This window comes from Streptococcus mitis (genome assembly GCF_946190335.1).
Lineage (GTDB): Bacteria > Bacillota > Bacilli > Lactobacillales > Streptococcaceae > Streptococcus > Streptococcus mitis_CH.
Genome location: NZ_CAMHZN010000001.1, coordinates 612,698 through 638,067, shown reverse-complemented (window position 1 = coordinate 638,067; position 25,370 = coordinate 612,698). Strand labels below are relative to the sequence as shown.

General features: G+C 36.3%; 24 protein-coding genes and 2 other annotated features. Of the genes, 23 read left to right on the top strand and 1 reads right to left on the bottom strand.

The window, feature by feature from the left end; translation table 11 throughout:
• Positions 1 to 222 precede the first annotated feature (222 nt).
• From N8O43_RS03295 to trpA, 20 genes are all read left to right on the top strand, one after another.
• Positions 223 to 2,331 (top strand): glycosyl hydrolase family 28-related protein, encoded by a 2,109-nt coding sequence (locus N8O43_RS03295; RefSeq protein ID WP_261089418.1) that lies wholly within the window; start codon positions 223 to 225, stop codon positions 2,329 to 2,331.
• Complete coding sequence (locus tag N8O43_RS03290; protein ID WP_000239018.1) at positions 2,315 to 3,061, top strand: protein phosphatase 2C domain-containing protein; 747 nt, start codon at positions 2,315 to 2,317, stop codon at positions 3,059 to 3,061. The genes N8O43_RS03295 and N8O43_RS03290 overlap by 17 nt, the downstream gene beginning before the upstream one ends.
• Positions 3,062 to 3,118: 57 nt before the next feature.
• Positions 3,119 to 3,760 (top strand): phosphate signaling complex PhoU family protein, encoded by a 642-nt coding sequence (locus N8O43_RS03285; protein ID WP_000945327.1) that lies wholly within the window; start codon positions 3,119 to 3,121, stop codon positions 3,758 to 3,760.
• A 12-nt stretch (positions 3,761 to 3,772) separates the two neighbouring features.
• The gene (gene galT, locus N8O43_RS03280) at positions 3,773 to 5,248 is read left to right on the top strand and encodes a UDP-glucose--hexose-1-phosphate uridylyltransferase (protein ID WP_261089417.1); all 1,476 of its coding nucleotides are present in this window, start codon (positions 3,773 to 3,775) and stop codon (positions 5,246 to 5,248) included.
• Positions 5,249 to 5,260: 12 nt separating this feature from the next.
• Positions 5,261 to 6,271: a UDP-glucose 4-epimerase GalE gene (gene galE, locus N8O43_RS03275; RefSeq protein WP_057487890.1), complete on the top strand. Its 1,011-nt coding sequence runs from the start codon at positions 5,261 to 5,263 to the stop codon at positions 6,269 to 6,271.
• 183 nt (positions 6,272 to 6,454) lie between these two features.
• Positions 6,455 to 7,114 (top strand): DUF1868 domain-containing protein, encoded by a 660-nt coding sequence (locus N8O43_RS03270; protein ID WP_000793811.1) that lies wholly within the window; start codon positions 6,455 to 6,457, stop codon positions 7,112 to 7,114.
• Between the two features lie 24 nt (positions 7,115 to 7,138).
• Positions 7,139 to 8,206, top strand: a complete 1,068-nt coding sequence (locus N8O43_RS03265) for an extracellular solute-binding protein (protein ID WP_061743802.1) — start codon at positions 7,139 to 7,141, stop codon at positions 8,204 to 8,206.
• Between the two features lie 102 nt (positions 8,207 to 8,308).
• Positions 8,309 to 9,319: an ABC transporter ATP-binding protein gene (locus N8O43_RS03260; protein ID WP_000589137.1), complete on the top strand. Its 1,011-nt coding sequence runs from the start codon at positions 8,309 to 8,311 to the stop codon at positions 9,317 to 9,319.
• An 11-nt stretch (positions 9,320 to 9,330) separates the two neighbouring features.
• A complete protein-coding gene (locus N8O43_RS03255; RefSeq protein WP_023943877.1) occupies positions 9,331 to 11,022 on the top strand; it encodes an ABC transporter permease in 1,692 nt (563 codons plus the stop codon).
• Between the two features lie 2 nt (positions 11,023 to 11,024).
• Positions 11,025 to 11,735: an MgtC/SapB family protein gene (locus N8O43_RS03250; RefSeq protein ID WP_001149046.1), complete on the top strand. Its 711-nt coding sequence runs from the start codon at positions 11,025 to 11,027 to the stop codon at positions 11,733 to 11,735.
• A gap of 95 nt (positions 11,736 to 11,830) precedes the next feature.
• Entirely contained in the window at positions 11,831 to 12,199 is a 369-nt protein-coding gene (locus tag N8O43_RS03245) for a hypothetical protein (RefSeq protein WP_060805805.1), read from the top strand.
• A gap of 107 nt (positions 12,200 to 12,306) precedes the next feature.
• Entirely contained in the window at positions 12,307 to 13,308 is a 1,002-nt protein-coding gene (locus N8O43_RS03240) for a LacI family DNA-binding transcriptional regulator (protein WP_261010385.1), read from the top strand.
• 220 nt (positions 13,309 to 13,528) lie between these two features.
• Positions 13,529 to 13,752: a binding site (T-box leader), on the top strand.
• Positions 13,753 to 13,818: 66 nt separating this feature from the next.
• Entirely contained in the window at positions 13,819 to 14,997 is a 1,179-nt protein-coding gene (trpB, locus tag N8O43_RS03235) for a tryptophan synthase subunit beta (protein WP_000208439.1), read from the top strand.
• Positions 14,994 to 15,219 (top strand) — a binding site (T-box leader). Its footprint overlaps the gene before it by 4 nt.
• Positions 15,220 to 15,290: 71 nt before the next feature.
• A complete protein-coding gene (trpE, locus tag N8O43_RS03230) occupies positions 15,291 to 16,652 on the top strand; it encodes an anthranilate synthase component I (protein ID WP_261089414.1) in 1,362 nt (453 codons plus the stop codon).
• Positions 16,649 to 17,215, top strand: a complete 567-nt coding sequence (locus N8O43_RS03225) for an aminodeoxychorismate/anthranilate synthase component II (RefSeq protein WP_261089412.1) — start codon at positions 16,649 to 16,651, stop codon at positions 17,213 to 17,215. Before trpE ends, N8O43_RS03225 begins: the two co-directional genes overlap by 4 nt.
• A gap of 10 nt (positions 17,216 to 17,225) precedes the next feature.
• Positions 17,226 to 18,230: an anthranilate phosphoribosyltransferase gene (gene trpD / locus N8O43_RS03220; RefSeq protein WP_261089410.1), complete on the top strand. Its 1,005-nt coding sequence runs from the start codon at positions 17,226 to 17,228 to the stop codon at positions 18,228 to 18,230.
• Positions 18,227 to 18,994: an indole-3-glycerol phosphate synthase TrpC gene (gene trpC, locus N8O43_RS03215; protein ID WP_261089409.1), complete on the top strand. Its 768-nt coding sequence runs from the start codon at positions 18,227 to 18,229 to the stop codon at positions 18,992 to 18,994. Before trpD ends, trpC begins: the two co-directional genes overlap by 4 nt.
• On the top strand, positions 18,981 to 19,580 hold the full coding sequence (locus tag N8O43_RS03210) for a phosphoribosylanthranilate isomerase (protein WP_261089408.1): 600 nt from the start codon (positions 18,981 to 18,983) through the stop codon (positions 19,578 to 19,580). The genes trpC and N8O43_RS03210 overlap by 14 nt, the downstream gene beginning before the upstream one ends.
• Entirely contained in the window at positions 19,558 to 20,781 is a 1,224-nt protein-coding gene (gene trpB, locus N8O43_RS03205) for a tryptophan synthase subunit beta (protein WP_261089407.1), read from the top strand. The genes N8O43_RS03210 and trpB (N8O43_RS03205) overlap by 23 nt, the downstream gene beginning before the upstream one ends.
• Positions 20,774 to 21,550: a tryptophan synthase subunit alpha gene (gene trpA, locus N8O43_RS03200; RefSeq protein ID WP_261089406.1), complete on the top strand. Its 777-nt coding sequence runs from the start codon at positions 20,774 to 20,776 to the stop codon at positions 21,548 to 21,550. The genes trpB (N8O43_RS03205) and trpA overlap by 8 nt, the downstream gene beginning before the upstream one ends.
• Here the strand turns inward: trpA and N8O43_RS03195 are convergent.
• Positions 21,522 to 22,181, bottom strand: a complete 660-nt coding sequence (locus N8O43_RS03195) for a prepilin peptidase (protein ID WP_261089405.1) — start codon at positions 22,179 to 22,181, stop codon at positions 21,522 to 21,524. The two genes, trpA and N8O43_RS03195, sit on opposite strands and share 29 nt — an antisense overlap.
• Positions 22,182 to 22,250: 69 nt before the next feature.
• On the opposite strand from N8O43_RS03195, the gene N8O43_RS03190 reads away from it, so the two are divergent.
• The 3 genes from N8O43_RS03190 to N8O43_RS03180 all read left to right on the top strand — a co-directional run bounded on the left by N8O43_RS03190 (position 22,251) and on the right by N8O43_RS03180 (position 25,319).
• Positions 22,251 to 22,706 carry a GNAT family N-acetyltransferase gene (locus N8O43_RS03190; RefSeq protein WP_261089467.1) on the top strand — a complete coding sequence of 152 codons (456 nt, stop codon included), beginning with the start codon at positions 22,251 to 22,253 and terminating at the stop codon, positions 22,704 to 22,706.
• Between the two features lie 180 nt (positions 22,707 to 22,886).
• A complete protein-coding gene (locus N8O43_RS03185; RefSeq protein ID WP_261089404.1) occupies positions 22,887 to 23,882 on the top strand; it encodes a LacI family DNA-binding transcriptional regulator in 996 nt (331 codons plus the stop codon).
• Between the two features lie 126 nt (positions 23,883 to 24,008).
• Positions 24,009 to 25,319 (top strand): ABC transporter substrate-binding protein, encoded by a 1,311-nt coding sequence (locus N8O43_RS03180; RefSeq protein ID WP_194251766.1) that lies wholly within the window; start codon positions 24,009 to 24,011, stop codon positions 25,317 to 25,319.
• Positions 25,320 to 25,370 lie beyond the last annotated feature (51 nt).

The window sequence follows — 25,370 nt, the reverse complement described above, 5'->3', positions numbered from 1 at the left end:
AAAGATAGTAATCACTTTTGAATGGAAGGTTAAAGAATTATTAGAAGTATGGTTAGATATATAAATGGTCACGCTTTCACAATTTTGATATTTTATTGTGTTATTCCTTGACAATTTTGATTTAAAAATATATTATAAAGAAAATGACAGCGGTGTCATTTTCTGGTATGGAATTTATATGAATATTAAATTAGGACATAATATTTTTAATTGGAGGCTAATATGAAATCTTTTCAACAAAATGAGGTTTTCTCTATTCGTAAGTCTAAGGTGGGAGTTTGCTCAGTTCTCTTAGCGGTTTTATTTATTGGAACACAAAGTGTTTTAGCTAATGAAGTAGTTGGTGAAACTTCTTCGTCTAAAGATAATATGCAAATGAACTCTTTGTTGAGTAGCACATCTACATCATTATCTGCGGAACCCCATTCTGATACTCTCAGTCTTGATAACAATTCAAGTTTAAGTACTGATAATAATGGAGGAGTGAGTATTAATCAAAATAAACCTGATATAACAAATGATACTATGATGGGTAACATCTCTGGGATGGAAGTGAATACTATTTTAAGTACTAATCTGAACGAAGACGTAGCTTTGAATGTTAAAGATTATGGAGCAATAGGTGACGGAGTTAATGATGATCGTCAAGCAATTCAAGATACAATAGATGCTGCAGCTAAAGGACTAGGTGGAGGAAATGTATATTTTCCTGAAGGAACTTATTTAGTAAAAGAAATTGTTTTTTTAAAAAGTCATACACACTTAGAATTGAATGAGAAAGCTACAATTCTAAATGGTATAAATATTAAGAATCACCCTTCCATTGTTTTTATGACAGGTTTATTTACGGATGATGGTGCGCAAGTAGAATGGGGCCCAACAGAAGATATTAGTTATTCTGGTGGTACTATTGATATGAACGGTGCTTTGAATGAAGAAGGAACTAAAGCAAAAAATCTACCACTTATAAATTCTTCAGGTGCATTTGCTATTGGGAATTCAAATAACGTAACTATAAAAAATGTAACATTCAAGGATAGTTATCAAGGGCATGCTATTCAAATTGCAGGTTCGAAAAATGTATTAGTCGATAATTCTCGTTTTCTTGGTCAAGCTTTACCTAAAACTATGAAAGATGGGCAAATTATAAGTAAGGAGAGTATTCAGATTGAACCATTGACTAGAAAAGGTTTTCCTTATGCTTTGAATGATGATGGGAAAAAATCTGAAAATGTTACTATTCAAAATTCATATTTTGGTAAAAGTGATAAATCTGGAGAATTAGTAACAGCAATTGGTACACACTATCAAACATTGTCGACACAGAACCCCTCTAATATTAAAATTTTAAATAATCATTTTGATAACATGATGTATTCTGGTGTACGTTTTACTGGATTTACTGATATTTTAATTAAAGGAAATAGATTTGATAAGAAAGTAAAAGGAGAAAGTGTACATTATAGAGAAAATGGTGCAGCCTTAATAAATGCTTTTAGTTATAAAAATGTAAAAGATGAACTTGATTTAAATAAGAAAGTCGTTATTACTGAAAATACATTTTATATTTCTGATCCTAAAACAAAGGCTATTAGAGTAGCAAAAGATAGTGCAGAATATTTAGGAAAAGTATCAGATATTACTGTAACAAAAAATGTAATTAATAATAATTCTAAGGAAACAGAACAACCAAATATTGAATTATTACGAGTTAGTGATAATTTAGTAGTCTCAGAGAATAGTATATTCGGTGGTAAAGAAGGAATTGTTATTGAGGATTCAAAGGGTAAAATAACCGTTTTAAATAACCAATTTTATAATTTATCCGGTAAGTATATATCATTCATCAAATCTAATGCAAATGGGAAAGAACCAGTTATACGTGATAGCGATGGTAATTTCAATATTGTAACGGAGAATGGGCTTTACAAAATTGTAACAAATAACTTAAGTGATAAAAACGAAAAAGAAAAAAACAAAGAGGAAAAATTTAAAACAAGTTCATATGTGCATGAAAAACAATCTAATTCAAATAATGTAATTGATAGTAACCAGAAGAAAGGAGAGTTTAACTCAAGTAAAGATAATAGACAAATTAATGACAAGATCGACAATAAACAAGATAATAAGATAGAAGAAGTGAACCATAAAAAAGTTGGAGATGGCAGAGAAACTGAAAATCATATTAATAAATCTAAAGAAATAGTAGAGGTAAAACAAAAATTACCAAAGACTGGTTCGAACAAGATTATGGAACTATTCTTAACAGTGACAGGAATTGGTTTACTTTTGACACTAAAAGGGTTGAAGTATTATGGTAAAGATAAATAAAATTTGTTCGATACAAGGAAGTTCCGTAGAAAATGAGGATGCTGTAGGTTCACAAAATCAGTATTTTTGGATTATTGATGGAGCTACAGATTTATATAATTCTAAAGAGGAGATAGGTTATTCAGTCTCAGAAGTTGTACATATTTTATCAGAAAGTTTGTCGGTTAATTGTAAAGAATCAAAAACTCTTAAACAAATATTTGAAACTGCTTTACTAGAGGTTAAAGATGAAATCGGTTTAAACTCATATGAATTAACAGAGTATTATCGCTTACCAACATTTGCTTTTATATTTGCTAAACTTTCAGAAAAAAAGTTGGAGTATATGATGCTAGGTGACTGCGTCATGTTAGTAAACGAAATGGAAATAACTGATCATAGAGTAGATAACTTATTTGAAAAAGGGAAAAATGAGATAAAAGACTCAATTGGTACAAATAGTGTTTTAAATAAAAAAATTATTTTACAAAAAATCAGAAAATTATCTAATCAACCGAGTGGGTACTGGATAGGTTCGTTGGATGAGAGATTTTTAGACCATGCTATTATTAATCAAATAGATGTTACTAGTGAACAAATTGTTTTAATGAGCGATGGCTTTTATGAATTCTATCAAAATAATCAAAATAAAACTTTTGAAGAGTTAATTAAGATGAGATTTAATTCTTCTGCTATTGATCCAATCTATGGAAAGAAAGATGATGCAAGTATTGTAGTTATTGATGTTTGATATATTGTTTAAAATATTAATTGTTACTATTGAACTTTGTTAAGAAGAGGTACCTAAATGTTAAGGTTATATTTAGAAAATGAAATTATAGAATTATCAAATAATTTAGAGACCATTTGGGTATCTGTGCTTGATAAATATGAGAAGTTATTTGAATATTTATCAAATGAAGAACGAATAGAATTGATTAAAGAAGATTTAATCATAAATGAGTCAGTTCTAAATGTTGATAAAAAAGGATATGAGTTAATTTGTTTACAACATCCCGTTTCATATGACTTAAGAAGAATTATTAGTGTAATAAAAATATCAACTGACATTGAACGTATTGGGGATAGAATTGTTGAAATTTTAAAAAATCTACAGATTATTCAAAATAATGAAATTTTGAAGAAAATTATTTCAGAAATAAAAATACTTCATGAAGTTATCGGACTGCATATGAATAGGGCTATATCTTGTTATAGAGAGGAACAATCTGGATGTTTAGATATGGTTGTTATACAAAAACAGAATGAGATAGAAGAGCTTAGTACAAATATTGAAAAGAAAATAATGAATTACATATTTGAAGATGATGGGAATGTTTCTGAAGTAATTGGTGCTTTAGATATTATTCATCACCTTGATAAAATTGCTCATACTACGCAATCAATTTATAAATGGATAATGTATAGAAAATATGGGAACATAAATTAGAAAGAAAAATATATGAAAACAATTATTGATAATTTTGTTGATAGAGTAATTGAATACGGAATGTATAATGAAATTGACAAAATATATGTGAAAAATAGAGTACTAGCGTTAATAGGTGAGGAGGGAACTGATCGCATTTCCGATGAAAATGACCTGAAACAAATAAAAGATTACTTAGTGGAAATCGCCTTAAAAAACGGTAAAATTAAAGATTTAATCGAGGAAAAGGAATGTTTAGGAGCAGAGTTAATGAATTTCATAGTTCCTTTACCTAGTCGATTAAATGATATTTTTTGGAGTTCATATGATATATCACCTCAAGAAGCAGTTGAAGAGTTTTATAAGTTAAGTAAAGATAGTGATTATATTAAAACTTCTGCTATTGCTAAGAATATTGAGTTTCGAGCATCAACTAAATACGGAGAGCTAGAGATTACGATAAATTTGTCAAAACCCGAAAAAGATCCAAAAACAATTGCTGCTGAAAAATTAGTAAAAGCAACTAATTATCCTAAATGTTTACTATGTATGGAAAATGAAGGATATCAAGGTCGAATAAATTATCCAGCACGTTCGAATCATAGAATTATTCGGTTGAAACTTGGTGACGAAGTATGGGGATTCCAGTATTCTCCCTACTCATATTTTAATGAGCATGCGATATTTTTGAATAGTCAACATGTACCAATGGCTATTACCTCTAAAACATTTGAACAATTATTGGAGATTGTTGATATTTTGCCAGGATATTTTGCTGGTTCAAATTCTGATCTTCCTATCTCAGGAGGCTCCATTCTTAGTCATAACCACTACCAGGGAGGGAAACATATTTTCCCAATGGAAAAAGCAAAATTTGAGAGTGAATTTCGTTTTAAAGACTTTGAGGATGTTAATGCTGGTATTGTAAAATGGCCAATGTCAGTAATTAGGTTACAAAGTGAAAATAAAAATCGATTGTTAGATTTAGCTACTAAAATTCTAAATAAGTGGAGGGAATATTCAGATTTAGAAGTAGACATCATTGCTATGACTGAAGATGTCCCACACCATACGGTGACTCCTATTGCTCGTAAAGTGGACGGGAGATATGAATTAGATATTGTTCTAAGAGATAATCATACTACTGAACAATACCCAGATGGTGTTTTCCATCCTCATCAAGATGTACAACATATTAAAAAGGAAAATATCGGGTTAATCGAAGTGATGGGACTTGCGATTTTACCACCTCGTTTGAAAACAGAGTTAGAAGAAGTTGAGAAATATCTTTTAGGAAAAGATAACGCAATTGCGGATTATCATTTAGAATGGGCCGTTCAATTGAAAGAAAATTATCCTGGACTTAAAGAGGAAGAGGTTCATAGCGTAGTTCAACATGAAGTAGGGCAAGTATTTGCGAGAGTTCTCGAAGATGCAGGTGTTTATAAGAATACTCAAACCGGACAAGAAGCATTTATGAGATTTGTTAAATCGGTTGGAATTAATTAGGAGGAAGTAAAAATGGCAATATTGGTAACAGGCGGAGCTGGTTATATTGGTAGCCATACCGTAGTAGAATTACTAAATTTAGGTAAGGAAGTCGTTATTGTCGACAACCTTTCAAACTCAAGCATTTTAGTATTAGATCGTATTGAAGCAATTACAGGGCAACGTCCTGCGTTTTACGAATTAGATGTTTGTGATAAACAAGGATTGAGAAAAGTTTTTGAACAAGAATCGATTGAGGCTGCAATTCATTTTGCAGGATACAAAGCTGTCGGCGAATCCGTGCAAAAGCCTGTAATGTATTACGAAAATAATATTATGAGCACATTAGCTCTTGTTGAAGTGATGTCAGAGTTTAATGTTAAAAAGATTGTATTTTCATCGAGTGCGACTGTATACGGCGTTCACAATCAGTCTCCCCTTATTGAGACGATGCCGACAAGTGCAACGAATCCGTATGGGTACACAAAAGTGATGCTTGAACAAATTTTAAAAGATGTTCATGTAGCAGATTCAGAGTGGAGTATTGCGTTGCTTCGTTATTTCAATCCGATTGGTGCTCATGAGTCGGGGTTGATTGGAGAAGATCCATCAGGCATTCCTAACAACTTAATGCCTTTTATTGCACAAGTAGCGGTAGGTAAGCGACCAGAGCTAAGTGTTTTTGGAGATGATTATGATACGGTAGATGGTACTGGTGTTCGCGATTATATCCATGTAGTGGATTTAGCGATAGGGCATATAAAAGCTTTAGAAAAAGTATCTGAAAAAACAGATGTTTATATTTATAACCTTGGTTCAGGAGAAGGCACAAGTGTATTACAACTTGTAAATACATTTGAAAGTGTTAATAAGGTTCCAATTCCGTATAAAATTGTACCAAGACGATCAGGAGACGTTGCGACTTGTTATGCAAATGCAGACAAAGCATATAAGGAATTAAATTGGAGGACAACAAAATCGATTGAAGACATGTGTAGAGATACATGGAATTGGCAATCAAAAAATCCCAATGGCTATAATTGATGATACTGTCTATATGAGTGCTGTATTTTGGAAAAATTACTTAACCTTTTAATGAAATGCATATTTAATGAAAGATAAATTTTTTTAAAAAAATGTTTGAAAGCGCTTGACAAAGGAAACGGTTTCATTGTATAATGTAAACAAGATGACACCGATGTCAAATATAAAAAAGAAGGTCTTTATATGAAAAACTTAACAAAAATTAAGTTCAAAGAGAATGGGGAATTTAATCATTTCCCTGGGAATACAGTTGTAGCAAATCTTTATACTAAACAAGATTTGATGGAAGTTGTTGATATTATTCAATCACGTTATAGAGAATTACCATTTATCGATAAGTTTACTTTAACTCCAAGGAATTCTATTCACATGACTGTAATTGAATTGTTGTGCCATGAAAATCGTGAAACGGAGTTTTGGAGCAGTAATCTTCCTCTAGATACACCTTTACAGGAAATACATGATTACTTTGCTAAACAACTTGAAATTTTTCCATTGTTGGATGAAGAAATTCATATGCGTGTAACTGAAATGGGAAAACAAAACATACTAGTTGAACCTGCAGATGAAGCTTCTGCAAAGAGATTAGAAGAAATTCGTACTTATGTCTCAGAAAAAGCAGGTGTTCGTTTCCCTAATCATGATAGATATCAATTCCATATTTCAATTGGGTATCTTCGGATTCCTCTAACCGAAGAGGAGGAAGAAGAGTTTACTAAAGTCAGAGCAGAATTAACTGAAATTTTATTAGAGAAGATTCCAACTATTACTGTAAACCGTATTGACTATACTGTATTTGAAGATATGAGACAATTTGTTCCATATCACGAAAAATTTAAATAAAATAATTAAAAAGGAGAACTTATCATGAAAAAAATGAAAGTTTGGTCTACTGTACTTGCAACGGGAGTTGCTCTTACTACACTTGCTGCTTGCTCTGGAGGTTCAAATTCTACGACTGCTTCTTCATCTGAAGAAAAAGCTGATAAAAGTCAAGAACTAGTAATCTATTCGAACTCAGTCTCAAATGGTCGTGGTGATTGGTTAACTGCTAAAGCAAAAGAAGCTGGTTTTAATATCAAAATGGTTGATATCCCTGGCGCTCAATTAGCAGACCGTGTTATTGCTGAGAAGAATAATGCAGTTGCAGATATGGTATTTGGAATTGGTGCTGTTGATTCAAATAAAATTAGAGATCAAAAATTACTAGTACAGTACAAGCCTAAATGGTTAGATAAAATTGATCAATCTTTATCCGATAAAGATAATTATTATAATCCTGTGATTGTTCAACCATTAGTTTTAATTGGGGCGCCTGATGTAAAAGAAATGCCTAAAGATTGGACTGAATTAGGTAGTAAGTATAAAGGTAAATATTCAATTTCTGGGCTCTCAGGTGGTACAGGACGGGCAATTCTAGCAAGTATCTTAGTTCGATACCTTGATGATAAAGGTGAATTAGGTGTTTCCGAAAAAGGTTGGGAAGTAGCAAAAGAATATTTGAAAAATGCATACACTCTTCAAAAGGGAGAAAGTTCAATTGTTAAGATGTTAGACAAAGAAGATCCAATACAATATGGAATGATGTGGGGTTCTGGTGCATTAGTTGGACAAAAAGAACAAAATGTTGTTTTCAAAGTTATGACTCCTGAGATTGGTGTACCATTTGTAACTGAACAAACTATGGTTTTAAGCACTAGTAAAAAACAAGCGTTAGCTAAAGAATTTATTGATTGGTTTGGTCAATCAGAAATTCAAGTAGAATATAGTAAGAACTTTGGATCTATTCCTGCAAATAAAGATGCCCTCAAAGATCTACCAGAAGATACTAAGAAATTTGTTGATCAAGTGAAACCACAAAATATTGACTGGGAAGCTGTTGGAAAGCATTTGGATGAATGGGTAGAAAAAGCTGAATTAGAATACGTACAATAAGAAATAAGAGTTAATTTTTATGTCCAAGTCTCTCTATTATTTCTAAATTTATGGAAGAAATAAAGAGAGGCTTTTGGTTTAGTAATAGAGGGAGTTAGTGAGATGATTAAATTTGATAATATTCAAATTAAATATGGTGATTTTGTTGCAATTGATAATCTGAATTTAGATATACATGAAGGGGAATTTTTTACATTTCTTGGGCCTTCAGGATGTGGTAAATCAACTACTTTGAGAGCATTGGTAGGTTTTCTAGATCCATCATCAGGAAGTATTGAAGTTAATGGAACAGATGTCACTCATTTGGAACCTGAAAAGCGTGGAATTGGTATTGTATTTCAATCTTATGCGCTATTTCCAACTATGACTGTTTTTGATAATATTGCATTTGGTTTAAAAGTTAAGAAGGTAGCTCCAGATGTTATTAAAGCTAAAGTATCAGCAGTAGCAGCAAAAATTAAGATCTCTGATCAACAGTTACAGCGTAATGTATCAGAATTATCTGGGGGTCAACAACAAAGGGTAGCATTGGCTCGTGCTCTGGTTCTTGAACCTAAAATTCTTTGTCTAGATGAACCATTGTCAAACCTTGACGCAAAATTACGTGTAGATTTGAGAAAAGAGTTGAAAAGACTTCAAAAAGAGTTAGGTATTACTACTTTATATGTTACTCATGATCAAGAGGAAGCCTTAACTTTATCTGATAGAATTGCAGTCTTTAACAATGGATACATCGAACAGGTCGGTACACCTGTAGAGATTTATCATAATTCTCAAACTGAATTTGTATGTGATTTTATTGGCGATATTAATGTTTTGACCGATGAAACAGTCCACGAAGTATTACTTAAAAATGCAAGCGTTTTCTTAGAAGATAAAAAAGGATACATTCGATTAGAGAAAGTTCGATTCAATCGTGAAACTGAACAAGATTTCATTCTAAAAGGAACAATTATTGATGTTGAGTTTTCTGGAGTTACAATTCACTATACAATAAAAGTTTCTGAAAGTCAGATTCTTAATGTAACAAGTATTGATAGTCAGGCTGCTATTAGATCTGTCGGAGAAAGTGTGGACTTATTTATCACACCATCAGACGTTCTGCAATTTTAAGGAGGTGCAGTATGCGTCATAAATTAAATTTAAAAGATTGGCTTATTCGTTTAGGGTTAATCTGGTTCCTAGTAACATTTATTATTTATCCAAACTTTGATCTAGTAGTGAATGTATTTGTAAAAGGAGGAGAATTTTCCCTTGAAGCTGTACATCGTGTTCTAAAATCTGAGAGGGCACTTCAGAGTATTATGAACAGTTTTAAGTTAGCATTTTCACTCATTATTACAGTTAATGTCGTAGGTATTCTTTGTGTTCTATTTACAGAGTACTTTGATATTAAAGGTGCTAAAATTTTAAAATTAGGCTATATGACCTCTTTAATTTATGGAGGAGTGGTTTTAGCGACTGGATATAAATTTGTCTATGGTCCTTATGGATTGATAACAAAATTTTTACAAAATGTTATCCCTTCTTTAGACCCTAACTGGTTTATTGGGTATGGTGCAGTCTTATTCATTATGACATTTTCAGGAACTGCTAATCATACATTGTTTTTAACAAATACAATTCGAAGCGTTGACTATCACACTATTGAGGCTGCACGAAATATGGGAGCAAAACCATTTACTGTTTTCCGAAAAGTAGTGTTACCAACCTTAATTCCAACTCTATTTGCACTTACTATTATGGTTTTTCTTAGTGGTTTGTCTGCAGTAGCAGCACCCATGATTGTTGGTGGTAAAGGATTTCAAACTATAAATCCAATGATTATTACATTTGCAGGGATGGGGAATTCTCGTGATTTAGCTGCCTTACTTGCAATTATTTTAGGTATTGCAACTACAATTTTGCTTACTATCATGAATAAGATAGAAAAAGGTGGAAATTATATTTCTATCTCTAAGACTAAAGCGCCTCTTAAAAAACAAAAAATTGCATCTAAGCCTTGGAATATCATTGCTCACATTGTAGCATATGGATTGTTCACAGTTTTCATGCTTCCACTAATTTTTATAGTATTATACTCATTTACAGATCCAGTTGCAATTCAAACAGGTAACTTAACATTATCAAACTTTACTTTAGAAAATTATCGCTTATTCTTTAGTAATAGTGCGGCATTCTCTCCATTCTTGGTCAGCTTTATTTATTCTATTATCGCTGCGACAACAGCAACAATTCTCGCAGTTATATTTGCTCGAGTTGTCAGAAAACATAAAGCTCGCTTTGATTTCTTATTTGAATATGGTGCTCTACTTCCTTGGTTACTACCAAGTACACTTTTAGCAGTAAGTTTATTATTTACTTTTAATCAGCCACAATTTCTTGTCTTGAATCAGATTTTGGTAGGTAGTTTGGTAATTCTACTTATTGCATATATAGTTGTAAAAATCCCATTTTCTTATAGAATGGTACGTGCTATTTTATTTAGTGTTGATGATGAGATGGAAGATGCAGCAAGAAGTATGGGTGCTTCACCTTTTTATACTATGATGAAGGTTATCATTCCATTTATTTTACCGGTTGTTCTCTCTGTTATTGCTTTAAACTTTAACTCTTTATTAACTGACTTCGACTTATCTGTATTTCTTTACCATCCATTAGCTCAACCGCTGGGTATAACTATTCGTTCAGCAGGTGATGAAACAGCAACTTCAAATGCTCAAGCACTTGTGTTCGTTTATACTATTGTATTAATGATAATTTCTGGTTCTGTATTATACTTTACTCAGAGACCAGCTAGTAGAAAAAGGAAATAATAATGCAGGCAACAAGCTTAGGACTATCATATATCGAAATTGTATTAAGAATTGTACTTTCATTAGTTATTGGTGGAGTAATTGGTTTAGAGAGAGGAAGTAAATCTCAACCAGCAGGTATTCGTACACATAGTATTGTTTGTCTGGCTGCATGTTTAATTATGATGACTAATGAGTATGTATCTTATAAATTTGGTACAGGAGATCCTACACGCTTAGGTGCGCAAGTTATATCAGGTGTTGGTTTTCTTGGGGCTGGAACAATACTTATTACAGATAAAAAGAAAATAACTGGTTTAACAACTGCAGCCGGAATATGGGCTTCAGCTGGAATCGGTCTAGCTATAGGTGTTGGTTTTTATGAAGGAGCCGTACTAGGAGCAGTGTCTGTTTGGAGTGTTATAACTATGTTCCAACCTTTAAAAAAATATCTTCAAAGTCGTTCAAAGATAATAGAATTGTATATCGTTGTTAGATCTACAGAGGCATATAATCGGGTACTAGTATACTGTGCTGAGAATGGCATTAGAATGACTGATTCTAGAACTGCATTTGGAGATGTTAATTCAGAAAGAATTGAATATTTTGATGTTCCAGAAAAAAAAATAGCATCATTTATTACTCTAGAACTATCAGGAAGATTTGAACATCTTCGTTTGATGGAAGAAATTGCTAATATTGTAGGTGTTATTTATGTCGAAGAAATTAGCTGAAATTTAGTAAACAAAGGGACAGATGTTTTTGTCCTTTTGTTTTTTAGATGTTTTAATCATCTAATTTTTGAGTAGATTTTTGCTCTGAGGTTTTTATGAAAGATTATAAAATCAATTTTGATTTAGGTAAAATAGAATATTTTGATAATAATTGTTTGATACAAGTATACAAATTTATTTCTTTTTATGATATTTGTGAAATGGTGTTTCCCTTTCATTTACCTCCAAATGAGTTGATAACAAATGTTATTTTTAAAGAAAAAATTAAGTCTATGTTAGAATGTTACATTGACAGGCTTTTATATATTTTTATAAATCCTACAATTTTTACTGAAAAAGTTAATCTACAATTTTATGGTAGTTTTTTCTCATATGAATTTATTTGTCGTGAAGTTGGAAACATTCTTAAAAATAAAGGTGTGAAATGCAATTTAAACTTTTTTGAAGGGGAAGAATATTTGTAAAATCAATTTTGTGAATTTGTGGATCTTAAATAATTTACTAAATTCTCTTGTTAAAAAAAATTAAATATTGTATAGTAATATTAGAATGTTCGTAATGGAGGACTGAAATGAAAAATATAAATGGGAAAAAGGTAACTATTTATGATATTGCACGTTTATCAGGTTTTTCTCCAAAAACAGTTTCACGAGTTATTAATGGTGGAGTAAATGTTAAAGAAGAAACTTATCAAGCGATTCAAAAAGTTATAGAAGAATTGTCGTATATTCCAAATGCATATGCAAGAAATTTAACTAAAAAAGAAGCTATAAATATATTGATTTCTGTAAAAAAAATCGACTCTTTTCCTTTAATTTGGTTCCAAACTTTATTAGATAAAGTTTTACAAACTTGTAAAGAGTATGGTGTTAACGCTATTGTTGAATATTTTAGTGAAGAGGATACAATTAGTAATTCAATAATCTCGAGTACAGGAAGTTTGATAGATGGTGTAATAGTATTTTATGAAAGTAAAGAAGATATTCGGATTAATTACTTACAAAAGAATAAAATTCCATTCATAGTTTTTGGAGAATCTAGAACACCTAATGTTGTGTATGTTTCTAACAACAATTTTCAGGCCACTTATGACATGATGAAATTAGTATCAAAAGAAAACATTAATAGTATGTGGTTACTTATGGGAGGAGAATCCCTTGTTAATATTGATCGAGAGAGAGGGGTTCGTGCTTTTTTAAATGATAAAAACTATGAAATGGATTTGAAAGTTGTATATGGTCTAACTACAATAGATTCGGTTTATTCATATGCTACAAGACATCTATCTAATCAAAATTATCCTGATTTGATTTTTGTATCCGGTGATGAGAAAGTACAGGGATTGATTCGTTCTTGCTATGAGAAGGAAATTACCATTCCTGATGATATTTCAATAATCGGATTTGACAATATTCCAATTTCTCAATATTATACTCCAGCTTTATCTACAATTTCTCCTAATTATGTTAAATTAGCTCAAGAAATGATTGAAGGGGTATTAGCAATTATAAAGGGGGAAAGTGTCACATCTGTTGAAGTTTCTACTAAACTTGTTAGGAGACAGAGTTTCTAGTATTGTTTAATTCTTGAAAATCCTAATGGAAAAGATGGAGTGTTCTAAAGTAAGTTCTGTTTAGCATCTATTCAGTTTCTATTGAGTTGGATCCAATTTCCAACAAGTGGGACATTTTCACGTTCGATTTACTAAAGACATTATCACATTCGAATCACACATCTTTCAAAAAAATCGTAAAAAAGTCTTGACAAAGAAAAAACAAAGTATTAAAATAAGTTCAACAAATCAGAAAAGTAACTATTTTTGATCTTCAGGGAGCCTGTGGTGATTGTGAACAGGTGGTTGAAAGTAGTGAAAGTGGGCTGATTTTAAAAATGAATTTGAAACAATGAAAATTCGGTGCGCACACCTTACAGTGCAACTTGTTGTTAGACAAGGCAGAGATGTAAAGGGATAGTCCCTTTATAATTGAGGTGGCACCGCGTTACCAACGCCCTCACACGGAATTTAATTCTGTGTGTGGGCTTTTTTCATATCTTGAAATCAATACAGAAAGAGGAAATTTTTATGACAACTAAAGGTTATTTTGGACAATTTGGTGGAAGTTTTGTACCGGAGCCGATTCAGGCTTTGTTGGATGAGTTGGAAGTGACATTTGACAAGTACAAGGATGATCCAGAGTTTTTGGCAGAATTTCGTCATTACTTAAAGGACTATTCCGGTCGCGAAACACCACTCTATTTTGCGGAAAGTTTGACAGACCACCTAGGTGGCGCTAAGATTTATCTCAAGCGTGAAGACCTTAACCACCTTGGTTCTCACAAACTCAATAACGTTTTAGGACAAATTCTTTTGGCTAAACGCATGGGCAAAAAAAGAGTGATTGCGGAAACAGGAGCTGGTCAGCACGGTGTTGCGACAGCAGCGGCTGCAGCCAAGTTTGGTATGGCCTGTGATGTCTACATGGGAGCAGAGGATGTGGAACGTCAACGTCTCAATGTTTTCCGTATGGAGATGATGGGAGCAACTGTTCATGCAGTTGAAACAGGGACACGAACTCTTAAGGATGCGGTTGATGCAGCCTTTGGAGCATGGATGAATGACCTTGAAGCCTTCTATGTTCTGGGATCTGCTGTAGGTCCTCACCCTTATCCTACAATTGTCCACGAGTTCCAAAAGGTCATCAGTGAAGAATCTCGCCGTCAAATCTTAGAAAAAGAAGGTCGTTTACCAGACTACGTTATTGCCTGTGTAGGTGGTGGTTCCAATGCCATTGGTGCTTTTTCTCAGTATGTGGCTGATGAAGAAGTTAAATTGGTTGGGGTTGAAGCTGCTGGTCACGGACTTGACACAGACAAGCACGCAGCTACTATGACAAAAGGTAGTATCGGAATTGTCGACGGTATGAAGACTTATGCAGTCTTTAAGGAAGACGGAGAGCTGGCTCCAGTTTACTCTATCTCAGCTGGATTGGACTATCCAGGTGTTGGGCCAGAACATGCCTACTTTAAAGATTCAGGTCGCGTGGAATATGTCGCTGCGACGGATGAAGAAGCTGTTCAGGCTCTCCTCCTTCTCAGCAAGACTGAAGGAATTATCCCAGCGATTGAAAGTTCGCACGCTATCGCAGAAGCAGTTAAACGTGCACCGAAACTAAGCAAAGATGACATTATCATCATCAATGTCTCTGGTCGTGGAGACAAGGACGTAGCTGCAATTGCGGACTACCTAGAAGCTAAAAAATAAAAGATGGAAAAATTACAGTCCTTTCTCTCACAGAGAGCTTGTGATTGCTGGAAACAAGCAGAGAAAGCTGTAAGGTTGGGTCCATCTGAAACGAGAGAAGAAAACATAATTCTCAAGGGAGTGCCCTTTATAGCACAGCCTGTTACAGGAAGGTTCTGAGACAGGAATGAGAGATAGGAGAAATCCTATAATTGAGGTGGCACCGCGAATTTCGTCCTCACGCAAGTTATTTTGCGTGGGGATTTTTCATACAGTCGCCACGGACTAGAAGTAGAACTGAAAGGGAAATTACAATGGAACGAATCATTCATGGAGATGTCTTATCACCAATCTTGGCTTATATGCGCCTAAAGGGGCAACACAAGGTTATCTTAGAGAGTATTCCGAGAGACAAGGAAACAGCTCGTTTTTCTATCCTAGCCTATAATCCAGTTTTTGAGATTAAGTTTGAAAATGGAGTTCTTTATCAAAATGGTCAAGTGATTGATCAGGATCCTTTGGATTTCCTTTATGAAGTGACTCATAAGAGCCAGCACCATTCAGACCTACCTTTTAGTGGGGGAGCTATTGGATTTGTGGGTTACGATATGATTTCACTCTATGAAGAAATTGGTCAAATTCCTGAGGATACCATTGGGACACCAGACATGCATTTCTTTGTTTATGAGAGCTACATGGTCTTTGACCACAAGAAAGAAAAAATTCATATCATTGAGGATGCTCTTTATAGTGAGCGCAGTCAAGAAGACTTGGAAGAAGCCTTGAACCAAGTGCTTGAGGAATTACGCATCCCTGCTCCAAATGAATTTGAAGACTTGGATTTATCTACGCTGGACTTCAAACCGCATATCGCTCCTCAGAAGTTTGAAGACATGGTGGAAACAGCTCGTGACTTGATTCGTAATGGCGATATGTTCCAATGTGTACTCAGTCAGCGCTTCTCAGCAGAAGTTACTGGAAATCCATTTGACTTCTACAGAAATCTCCGCGTGACTAATCCTTCTAATTACCTTTATTTCTATGATTTTGGGGATTATCAAATCATCGGCGCTAGTCCAGAAAGTTTGGTTTCTGTTAAAAATGGCATCGTGACAACCAATCCGATTGCGGGTACACGACCAAGAGGAGCAACGGATGAAGAGGACAAAGCTTTGGCGACAGACCTGCTTTCTGATGAAAAAGAAACAGCAGAGCATCGAATGTTGGTAGACTTAGGTCGTAATGATATTGGTCGCATCTCTGAAACAGCCAGTGTCCAAGTCACTAAGTATATGGAAGTGGAGCTCTTCCGCTATGTCATGCATTTGACCAGCGTGGTGAAAGGGCGTTTGCTTCCAGAACTCACTGCTATGGATGCTTTAAAATCAACACTTCCAGCTGGAACAGTTTCAGGAGCACCAAAGATTCGGGCCATGAGACGCATCTATGAACTGGAAACGGAAAAACGCGGCGTATACGCAGGAGCAATCGGCTACTTGTCTGCAACGGGTGATATGGATTTCGCCATTGCCATCCGAACTATGATTCTCAAAAATCAAACAGCTTATGTGCAGGCTGGGGCAGGGATTGTCTATGACTCCATCGCTCAAAACGAATACCAAGAAACCATTAATAAGGCTAAATCTATGACTAGAATTGGAGAACTAAGACCATGATTTTATTGATTGACAACTATGATTCTTTTACCTATAACTTGGCTCAATACATCGGGAATTTTGCAGAAGTTCAGGTCTTGAGAAATGATGATCCCAAGCTGTATGAAGAAGCTGAAAAAGCAGATGGTCTGGTCTTTTCTCCTGGTCCTGGTTGGCCAGTTGATGCTGGTAAGATGGAAGACATGATTCGTGATTTTTCTGGCAAGAAGCCGATTCTTGGAATTTGTTTGGGCCACCAAGCCATTGCAGAAGTCTTTGGTGGTAAGTTAGGTTTGGCTCCAAAAGTCATGCATGGGAAACAGAGTAATATCAGCTTTGAAGCGCCATCTGTTTTGTATCAAGGTATCGAGGATGGTCGTGCGGTCATGCGTTACCACAGTATTTTGATTGAAGAAATGCCAGAAGACTTTGAAGTGATAGCTCGTTCGACTGATGACCAAGCCATCATGGGAATTCAACACAAAACACTTCCAATTTATGGCTTCCAGTACCATCCAGAGAGCATTGGAACGCCAGATGGCTTGTCTTCTATTCGGAATTTTATCGAGAAGGTTGTAAAGTGAGGAAACTAGGATGAAAGAGATTATTGAAAAACTAGCAAAATTTGAAAATTTATCAGGTGTGGAAATGACGGATGTCATTGAGCGTATCGTAACTGGGCGTGTAACGGAAGCGCAAATTGCTTCTCTCCTTTTGGCTCTTAAGATGAAGGGGGAAACACCTGAAGAACGCACAGCCATTGCCCAAGTCATGAGAGGGCATGCCCAACATATTCCAACTGAAATTCATGATGCCATGGACAACTGTGGTACAGGTGGAGACAAGTCTTTCAGTTTTAATATTTCCACAACTGCAGCCTTTGTCTTGGCTGGTGGCGGTGTTCACATGGCAAAACACGGTAACCGCTCGATTTCTTCTAAATCGGGTTCTGCAGATGTCCTAGAAGCCTTGGGCATCAACCTAGACCTCAAACCAGCTGAACTAGGTAAGGTTTTTGATAAAACTGGCATCGTCTTTCTCTTTGCAAAAAATATGCATCCAGCCATGAAATACATCATGCCAGCTCGTTTGGAACTAGGAATTCCAACAATCATGAACTTGACTGGTCCTCTGATTCACCCAATGGCTTTGGAAACACAGCTTCTTGGTATTAGTCGTCCAGAACTTCTAGAAAGTACAGCTCAGGTTTTGAAAAATATGGGTCGCAAACGTGCCATCGTTGTTGCTGGACCAGAAGGATTGGACGAAGCTGGTTTGAATGGAACAACCAAAATTGCACTTCTTGAAAATGGCGAAATCAGCTTGTCAAGCTTTACTCCAGAGGATTTGGGAATGGAAGGCTACGCTATCGACGATATTCGTGGAGGGAATGCTCAGGAAAATGCAGAAATTTTGCTCAGCGTTCTTAAAAATGAACCAAGTCCATTCTTGGAAACGACAGTTTTAAATGCTGGGCTTGGTTTCTATGCTAATGGTAAAGTAGCTAGTATCAAGGAAGGAGTTGCCTTAGCTCGTCAAGTCATTGCTAGTGGCAAGGCCCTTGAAAAACTCAGACTGTTACAGGAGTACCAAAAATGAGTCAGGAATTTTTAGCACGAATCTTGGAGCAGAAGGCACGTGAGGTTGAGCAGATGGAGCTGGAGGAAATCCAGCCCCTGCGCCAGACCTATCGCTTGGCTGACTATCTAAAACAACACCAAGACCGTCTACAGGTAATCGCTGAAGTTAAGAAGGCTAGCCCTAGTCTGGGAGATATCAATCTCGATGTGGATATTGTGCAACAGGCCCAGACTTATGAAGCAAATGGTGCAGTGATGATTTCTGTTCTGACAGATGAAGTTTTCTTTAAAGGACATTTGGATTATCTGCGGGAGATTTCCAGTCAGGTACAGATTCCGACGCTTAACAAGGACTTTATCATCGACGAAAAGCAAATCATCCGAGCTCGCAATGCAGGTGCGACAGTCATCTTGCTCATTGTGGCAGCCTTGTCCGAAGAACGCCTCAAGGAACTTTATGACTATGCGACAGAGCTTGGTCTGGAAGTCTTGGTGGAAACTCACAATCTAGCTGAACTAGAAGTGGCTCACAGACTTGGTACCCAGATTATCGGAGTCAATAACCGCAACTTGACCACCTTTGAAGTTGACTTGCAGACCAGTGTAGATTTGGCTAAACATTTCAAAGATGATTGCTTGTACATTTCTGAATCTGCTATTTTCAAAGGGCAGGATGCAGAACGAGTAGCCCCATACTTTAACGGAATTTTGGTAGGGACAGCTCTTATGCAGGCAGAAGATGTGGCCCAGAGAATCAAGGAGTTGCAGATTGACAAAGGTTAAAATTTGTGGACTATCGACCAAAGAAGTGGTGGAGACAGCTGTTTCAGCAGGGGCGGACTACATCGGTTTTGTCTTTGCAGCTAGTAAAAGACAGGTGAGCTTGGATCAGGCTGCTGAGCTGGCAAAGCTTATTCCTGCAGATGTCAAAAAGGTTGGTGTATTTGTTTCACCGAGTCGGGCAGAACTGCTAGAAGCGATTGACAAGGTTGGCTTGGACTTGGTTCAAGTTCACGGTCAGGTGGCAGATGATTTATTTGAGAATTTGCCTTGTGCCAGCATTCAGGCTGTGCAGGTGGATGGAGAGGGTCATGTGCCCAATTCTCAGGCAGACTATCTACTCTTTGATGCTCCTGTGGCTGGGAGTGGCCAGACCTTTGACTGGGCTCAACTGGATACGACTGGACTAACTCAACCCTTCTTTATCGCAGGTGGCCTTAATGAAGACAATGTAGTAAAAGCAATTCAACACTTTACTCCCTATGCAGTAGATGTATCGAGCGGAGTGGAGACAGATGGACAAAAAGATCAGGAAAAGATTAGAAGATTTATAGAGAGGGCAAAGAATGGCATATCAAGAACCAAATAAAGATGGATTTTACGGAAAATTCGGCGGACGTTTCGTCCCAGAGACATTGATGACAGCAGTTTTAGAGTTGGAGAAGGCCTATCGTGAAAGTCAGGCAGACCCAAGTTTCCAAGAGGAATTGAACCAACTCTTACGTCAGTACGTAGGACGTGAAACGCCTCTTTACTACGCAAAAAACTTGACCCAGCATATCGGCGGAGCCAAGATTTACCTCAAACGAGAAGACCTTAACCATACAGGGGCTCACAAGATTAACAATGCCTTGGGACAAGTTCTCCTCGCTAAACGCATGGGCAAAAAGAAAATTATCGCTGAAACGGGTGCTGGTCAGCACGGTGTGGCAACTGCAACAGCTGCGGCCCTCTTTAACATGGAATGTACCATTTACATGGGTGAGGAAGATGTCAAACGCCAAGCCCTCAATGTCTTCCGTATGGAGCTTTTGGGAGCCAAGGTCGAGGCCGTGACAGATGGTTCGCGCGTGCTCAAGGATGCGGTCAATGCAGCCCTTCGTTCATGGGTGGCTAATATCGATGATACCCACTATATCCTTGGTTCTGCCTTGGGGCCTCATCCATTCCCAGAAATCGTTCGTGACTTCCAAAGTGTCATCGGTCGAGAGGCTAAACAACAGTACCGTGACTTGACAGGTCAAGATCTACCAGATGCCCTAGTAGCCTGTGTTGGCGGTGGTTCTAATGCCATTGGGCTCTTCCATCCATTTGTAGAAGATGAGTCTGTAGCTATGTATGGGGCTGAAGCGGCTGGACTTGGTGTAGACACAGAGCACCACGCAGCTACCTTGACCAAGGGTCGTCCAGGTGTCCTTCACGGTTCTCTTATGGATGTGCTTCAAGATGCTCATGGTCAAATTCTTGAAGCCTTCTCTATCTCAGCAGGTTTGGACTATCCTGGTATCGGTCCAGAACATTCTCACTACCACGATATCAAACGTGCCAGCTATGTTCCTGTGACAGACGAGGAAGCCTTGGAAGGATTCCAGCTCTTGTCTCGCGTGGAAGGGATTATCCCAGCCTTGGAATCAAGCCATGCTATTGCCTTTGCAGTGAAATTGGCCAAAGAACTTGGACCAGACAAGTCTATGATTGTCTGCTTATCAGGTCGTGGGGACAAGGATGTGGTTCAAGTCAAAGACCGCTTGGAAACAGATGCAGCAAAGAAGGGAGAAGCTCATGCCTAAGACACTAACAGAAAAATTGAATGCTATAAAAGTAACTGGAAAAGGAATTTTCGTTCCTTATATTATGGCTGGTGACCACGAAAAAGGTTTGGACGGTCTTGCTGAAACAATTCACTTTTTAGAAGATTTGGGTGTCTCTGCAATTGAAGTGGGCATTCCCTTTTCAGACCCTGTTGCAGATGGACCTGTTATCGAAGAAGCTGGCTTGCGCAGTTTAGCCCACGGGACCTCTACCCAGACTTTGGTTAAAACCTTGAAAACCATTGAAACAGAGGTTCCACTGGTCATCATGACCTACTTCAACCCCCTCTTTCAGTATGGTGTGGAGAACTTTGTCAAAGATTTGGCAGATACAGCGGTTAAGGGCTTGATTATCCCAGACCTGCCTCATGAGCATGCCAACTTTGTAGAGCCTTATTTGGCAGACACAGACATTGCCTTGATTCCCCTAGTTAGTTTGACGACAGGGATTGAGCGCCAGAAAGAATTAATTAAAGGGGCAGAAGGATTTGTCTATGCGGTTGCCATCAATGGGGTGACAGGGAAATCTGGCAATTACCGTGCAGACTTGGACAAGCACTTGGCACAATTGCATCAAGTGGCCGATATCCCAGTCTTGACAGGTTTTGGCGTATCTAGTCAAGCCGATGTAGAACGCTTCAATGCAGTGTCAGATGGCGTTATCGTCGGTTCAAAAATCGTAAAAGCTCTCCACCAAGGAGAGCCGATTCAGGACTTTATCAAACAAGCAGTAGATTACCAAAAATAATCATGCAAGCAGCAAGTAAGAGGAAAGGCACGAAAGGAAGTCTTTCCTTTTTCTTTTGCAGGAGAAAGGCTAGAATTCCCATCGCAGAAGCAAACTGAATCAAGATGAGTAATTCTGTTGCGCTAAAGATGAGAGCACAAGAAGCTAAAAAGAGAAAATCCCCTGCGCCCATGCGGATATCGATAAAATGAGCCAAAAAGCCAAGAGCAAGGAAAAAGACCATGACCAGATTCCAGCCAGAGGAAGCCATGAGGATTAGGTGGAAAGTCATCCAGACCAGTAGGGGATATTCCTGATGGCGAAAGTCGTAGATGCTCAAGGTCAAACCAGCAGTGATTAGGATGACTTGCCCCAAGGAAAGCAATTCCCAAGACCAAGCCAGAAAGAGGAGTCCTAAGCCTAGTTCAAAGAGGGCATACCAGACAGGATAAGGAGCCTTGCAGTAGCGACAGCGAAAGCGATTGAAGACCTGAGAGAAAATAGGAATCAAATCTAATGGCCGCAAGCGAGTCTGACAGGAATCGCAGTGACTAGCTGGTAGGATAATGGATTGCTCAGGAAAACGGTCAATGACCAAACCAAGAAAGGAAGCGAGAATGCTCCCGACAAGAAAAAAATAAAAATCAATCATACTTATCTATTCGTAAAAAATAGGAGAAGTAGTATAATGGAGAAACATAAACAAGATAGTGAGGTCAAGATGACAATTCGTTTTGAAGAAAAGGTGAGTATAGAAAATGCTCAATTCGTATGCCAATGGTCTAACTCCCTTGGTAAATCCTTTCAAGAACAATGGATGGGACCAAAGATTCCTTTTCCCTTAACAATTCAAATCTTGCAAGATTTGGAAGGAGTTTTTTCTATCTTTGATGGACAAGAGTTTGTGGGACTTATCCAGAAAATCAGGCTAGAAGACAGGAATCTTCATATTGGAAGATTTGTTATCAACCCCCAGAAACAGGGGCAGGGCTTAGGTAGCCAGGCTTTAAGGAAATTTGTTAGTTTGGTCTTTGAAAATGGAGACATAGATACTATTTCTCTAAATGTCTTCGAGTCAAATCAAGCAGCCAAGCACCTCTATCAAAAAGAAGGTTTTGAAATCGTTAAAACCATTGAAGCACCAGACCGGAAATACATTATGAAGAAGGGGAGATAGAAGCAAACAAAGTCTTTTCCTGTTTTATGTAGATGTTTACATATGAAAATTGAAGTATTTTCAAAAGCTAATTGGAGTGATTTTATTCATGATAGGAAAAAGGATCTGGACAAAAATGATTGAGAAATAGTTGCTAAAAAAGCGTTTGCATGATACTATATATTGAAAGGAGGTGATAATATGGTAGAACAAAGAAAATCAATTACCATGAAAGATGTTGCTTTAGAAGCAGGAGTTAGTGTTGGAACAGTTTCACGTGTGATTAATAAGGAAAAAGGCATTAAAGAAGTAACTTTAAGGAAAGTTCAAAGGGCTATAAAAACATTGGACTATATCCCTGATAATTATGCTCGAGGTATGAAAAAGAATAGAACAGAAACTATCGCTTTGATTATTCCGAGCATCTGGCATCCGTTTTTCTCGGAGTTTGCCTATCATGTTGAGAAAGAGTTATTAAAATATAATTATAAATTATTTATTTGTAACGCTGATAGCGATTCACAAAATGAAATCGAATATATCGAAATGTTGAAACAAAATAAAGTGGATGGAATTATTGGTATTACATATTCTGATATTGACAAATATATTTTATCCGATTTACCGTTTGTAAGTATAGATAGACATTTTTCGGAAAATGTATGCTATGTTACTTCAGCAAATTACAAAGGAGGACAAACTGCAGCAGAGGAACTGGTTAGAAGGGATAATAAGCACCTTGCTTTTATTGGTTCAATTAATATGTATGAGAATGAGACTATACTCAGAAGTAAAGGATTCAGAGAAAAAGCTAAGGAATTAGGAGTAGATGTCTATAATTTTGAAATGAAAGAACCTTTAATAAATCCTGAAGATCAGATAAGAGTTTTTTTGCAATCTCATAAAGAAATAGATGGTATATTTACAATAAATGATATGATGGCTCTGAGAGTTATTAGTGTTATGAAAGAACTGGGGAAAATAGCACCTGATGATTACCAGATAATTGGGTTTGATGGTTTAAAAACTTCTGTCGATCAATCTTATCTAGTGTCTACAATAGTTCAAGATATTTGTATGATGGCAAAAGAATCTGTTGCAATGATACTGAAAATGATTAAGCGAGAAGAGATTCTAGAAAAACGAATCGTAATTCCCACATATTTTTGGGGAGATAAAACAACAAAAAAAATTTAAAAAGCGCTTGACAATTAATGAAAGCGCTGTTATAATATAATCAACAAATGAAACGTTTCAAAAACAGGCTAGAAGCTTGTTTAAAAAATAAATAAAAAATGAAACGTTTCAAAAAGGAGGAAAATAATGCGTAAAGGTACAATGTTATCTGTTGTTGCGGGGCTATCGTTAGCTATACTTGCAGGTTGTAGTGGAGGAACTAACTCAAAACAAGCTAGTTCTTCAAATGATATTAAAGTCTGGGTACAATTCTCTGACGAAACCAATGAAGGAAAAGCTTGGCAAAAAGTTGTTGACAACTTTAATCAATCAGGAAAAAGTAAGTACAAAGTTGTAACTGAGTATATTCCTCGTAGTGGTAGTGGTGGAGGATATGAAGACAAGGTTAATGCTGCTATCACGACTAATAGTCTTCCAGATGTTATTACCCTTGATGGACCAAATACGGCAGCTTATGCAAAATCTAAAGTGATTACTCCGCTAGATGATTATCTAAAAGATAATAATATGGATGATGTTTTGGACAGTATTAAACAACAAGGAACTTATGATGGCAAATTCTATGCATTTGGATTTTCTGAATCGAATGTTGGTGTTTATTACAACAAAAAAATGTTCAAAGAGGCCGGAATTGCGGAATCAGAGCTTCCAACGCTAGAAAAGCCATGGACATGGGATGAATTTAATACGATTGCTAAAAAATTGAAAGATCATTATAACAAACCGGCAATTGATTTTCGTATTAATTCAAACGATGAAATGTTACCATATGCTTATATGCCGTTGATTTGGTCAAATAATGGTTCTGTCGTAAACGAAGATGGAACAAAGGCAGAAGGATACTTCAACTCAAAAGAGAGTGTAGAAGCAGTTCAATTCATTCAAAATCTTGTAAAAGAAGGTTATACAACTGTTAGTCCAGTCGAAAAAGGTTTTGAAACAGGAGAGTATCCAATGCTTTTGAGTGGTTCTTGGACGATTGCTGACATGAATGTAAACTACAAAGATATTGATTTTGGTATCCTTCCTTACCCAGTATCTAGTAAGACGAAAAAATTAGTATCCCCTTCAGGTAGTTGGCAATTAGCTGTTACGACAAAATCTGATAAAAAAGAGGCAGCATCTGAATTTGTTAAATTTGCTACAAATACAGAATCAAGTGAAATTATTAGCTTGGGGAATTCGGTCCTTCCGATTCGTAAATCTACAATTGAAAATATCAAAGATAAAGTGTCCGAACCAATGCGTTTCTTGATGGAACAAAATTCAAAAACAGCTCATGCTCGCCCAGTTGTCGTAGCATATCCTCAGGTTTCTAGAGCTTTTCAACAAGCGATGCAAGATATCAGCTATTATGAAGAAAATCCAAATGTGCAAAAAGTCTTGGATACTCGTACAAAAGAAATGCAAACTGCTATTGATCAGTCACTCAAATAATCTGTAAAAAAGAAGGTGGAAGGAAAATGTTTGGAACTACCTTCCCCTTTC

What these genes read in the sequence shown, in the direction of transcription:
- N8O43_RS03245 (WP_060805805.1), top strand. Translation starts at nt 11,831, where the DNA reads ATGAAAGATTATAAAATCAATTTTGATTTAGGTAAAATAGAATATTTT.
- N8O43_RS03265 (WP_061743802.1), top strand. Translation starts at nt 7,139, where the DNA reads ATGAAAAAAATGAAAGTTTGGTCTACTGTACTTGCAACGGGAGTTGCT.
- N8O43_RS03185 (WP_261089404.1), top strand. Translation starts at nt 22,887, where the DNA reads ATGGTAGAACAAAGAAAATCAATTACCATGAAAGATGTTGCTTTAGAA.
- N8O43_RS03285 (WP_000945327.1), top strand. Translation starts at nt 3,119, where the DNA reads ATGTTAAGGTTATATTTAGAAAATGAAATTATAGAATTATCAAATAAT.
- N8O43_RS03250 (WP_001149046.1), top strand. Translation starts at nt 11,025, where the DNA reads ATGCAGGCAACAAGCTTAGGACTATCATATATCGAAATTGTATTAAGA.
- N8O43_RS03240 (WP_261010385.1), top strand. Translation starts at nt 12,307, where the DNA reads ATGAAAAATATAAATGGGAAAAAGGTAACTATTTATGATATTGCACGT.
- N8O43_RS03195 (WP_261089405.1), bottom strand. Translation starts at nt 22,181, where the DNA reads ATGATTGATTTTTATTTTTTTCTTGTCGGGAGCATTCTCGCTTCCTTT.
- N8O43_RS03255 (WP_023943877.1), top strand. Translation starts at nt 9,331, where the DNA reads ATGCGTCATAAATTAAATTTAAAAGATTGGCTTATTCGTTTAGGGTTA.
- N8O43_RS03270 (WP_000793811.1), top strand. Translation starts at nt 6,455, where the DNA reads ATGAAAAACTTAACAAAAATTAAGTTCAAAGAGAATGGGGAATTTAAT.
- N8O43_RS03260 (WP_000589137.1), top strand. Translation starts at nt 8,309, where the DNA reads ATGATTAAATTTGATAATATTCAAATTAAATATGGTGATTTTGTTGCA.
- galT (WP_261089417.1), top strand. Translation starts at nt 3,773, where the DNA reads ATGAAAACAATTATTGATAATTTTGTTGATAGAGTAATTGAATACGGA.
- N8O43_RS03225 (WP_261089412.1), top strand. Translation starts at nt 16,649, where the DNA reads ATGATTTTATTGATTGACAACTATGATTCTTTTACCTATAACTTGGCT.
- galE (WP_057487890.1), top strand. Translation starts at nt 5,261, where the DNA reads ATGGCAATATTGGTAACAGGCGGAGCTGGTTATATTGGTAGCCATACC.
- N8O43_RS03180 (WP_194251766.1), top strand. Translation starts at nt 24,009, where the DNA reads ATGCGTAAAGGTACAATGTTATCTGTTGTTGCGGGGCTATCGTTAGCT.
- trpD (WP_261089410.1), top strand. Translation starts at nt 17,226, where the DNA reads ATGAAAGAGATTATTGAAAAACTAGCAAAATTTGAAAATTTATCAGGT.
- N8O43_RS03295 (WP_261089418.1), top strand. Translation starts at nt 223, where the DNA reads ATGAAATCTTTTCAACAAAATGAGGTTTTCTCTATTCGTAAGTCTAAG.
- trpB (WP_000208439.1), top strand. Translation starts at nt 13,819, where the DNA reads ATGACAACTAAAGGTTATTTTGGACAATTTGGTGGAAGTTTTGTACCG.
- trpE (WP_261089414.1), top strand. Translation starts at nt 15,291, where the DNA reads ATGGAACGAATCATTCATGGAGATGTCTTATCACCAATCTTGGCTTAT.
- N8O43_RS03290 (WP_000239018.1), top strand. Translation starts at nt 2,315, where the DNA reads ATGGTAAAGATAAATAAAATTTGTTCGATACAAGGAAGTTCCGTAGAA.
- trpA (WP_261089406.1), top strand. Translation starts at nt 20,774, where the DNA reads ATGCCTAAGACACTAACAGAAAAATTGAATGCTATAAAAGTAACTGGA.
- trpB (WP_261089407.1), top strand. Translation starts at nt 19,558, where the DNA reads ATGGCATATCAAGAACCAAATAAAGATGGATTTTACGGAAAATTCGGC.
- trpC (WP_261089409.1), top strand. Translation starts at nt 18,227, where the DNA reads ATGAGTCAGGAATTTTTAGCACGAATCTTGGAGCAGAAGGCACGTGAG.
- N8O43_RS03190 (WP_261089467.1), top strand. Translation starts at nt 22,251, where the DNA reads ATGACAATTCGTTTTGAAGAAAAGGTGAGTATAGAAAATGCTCAATTC.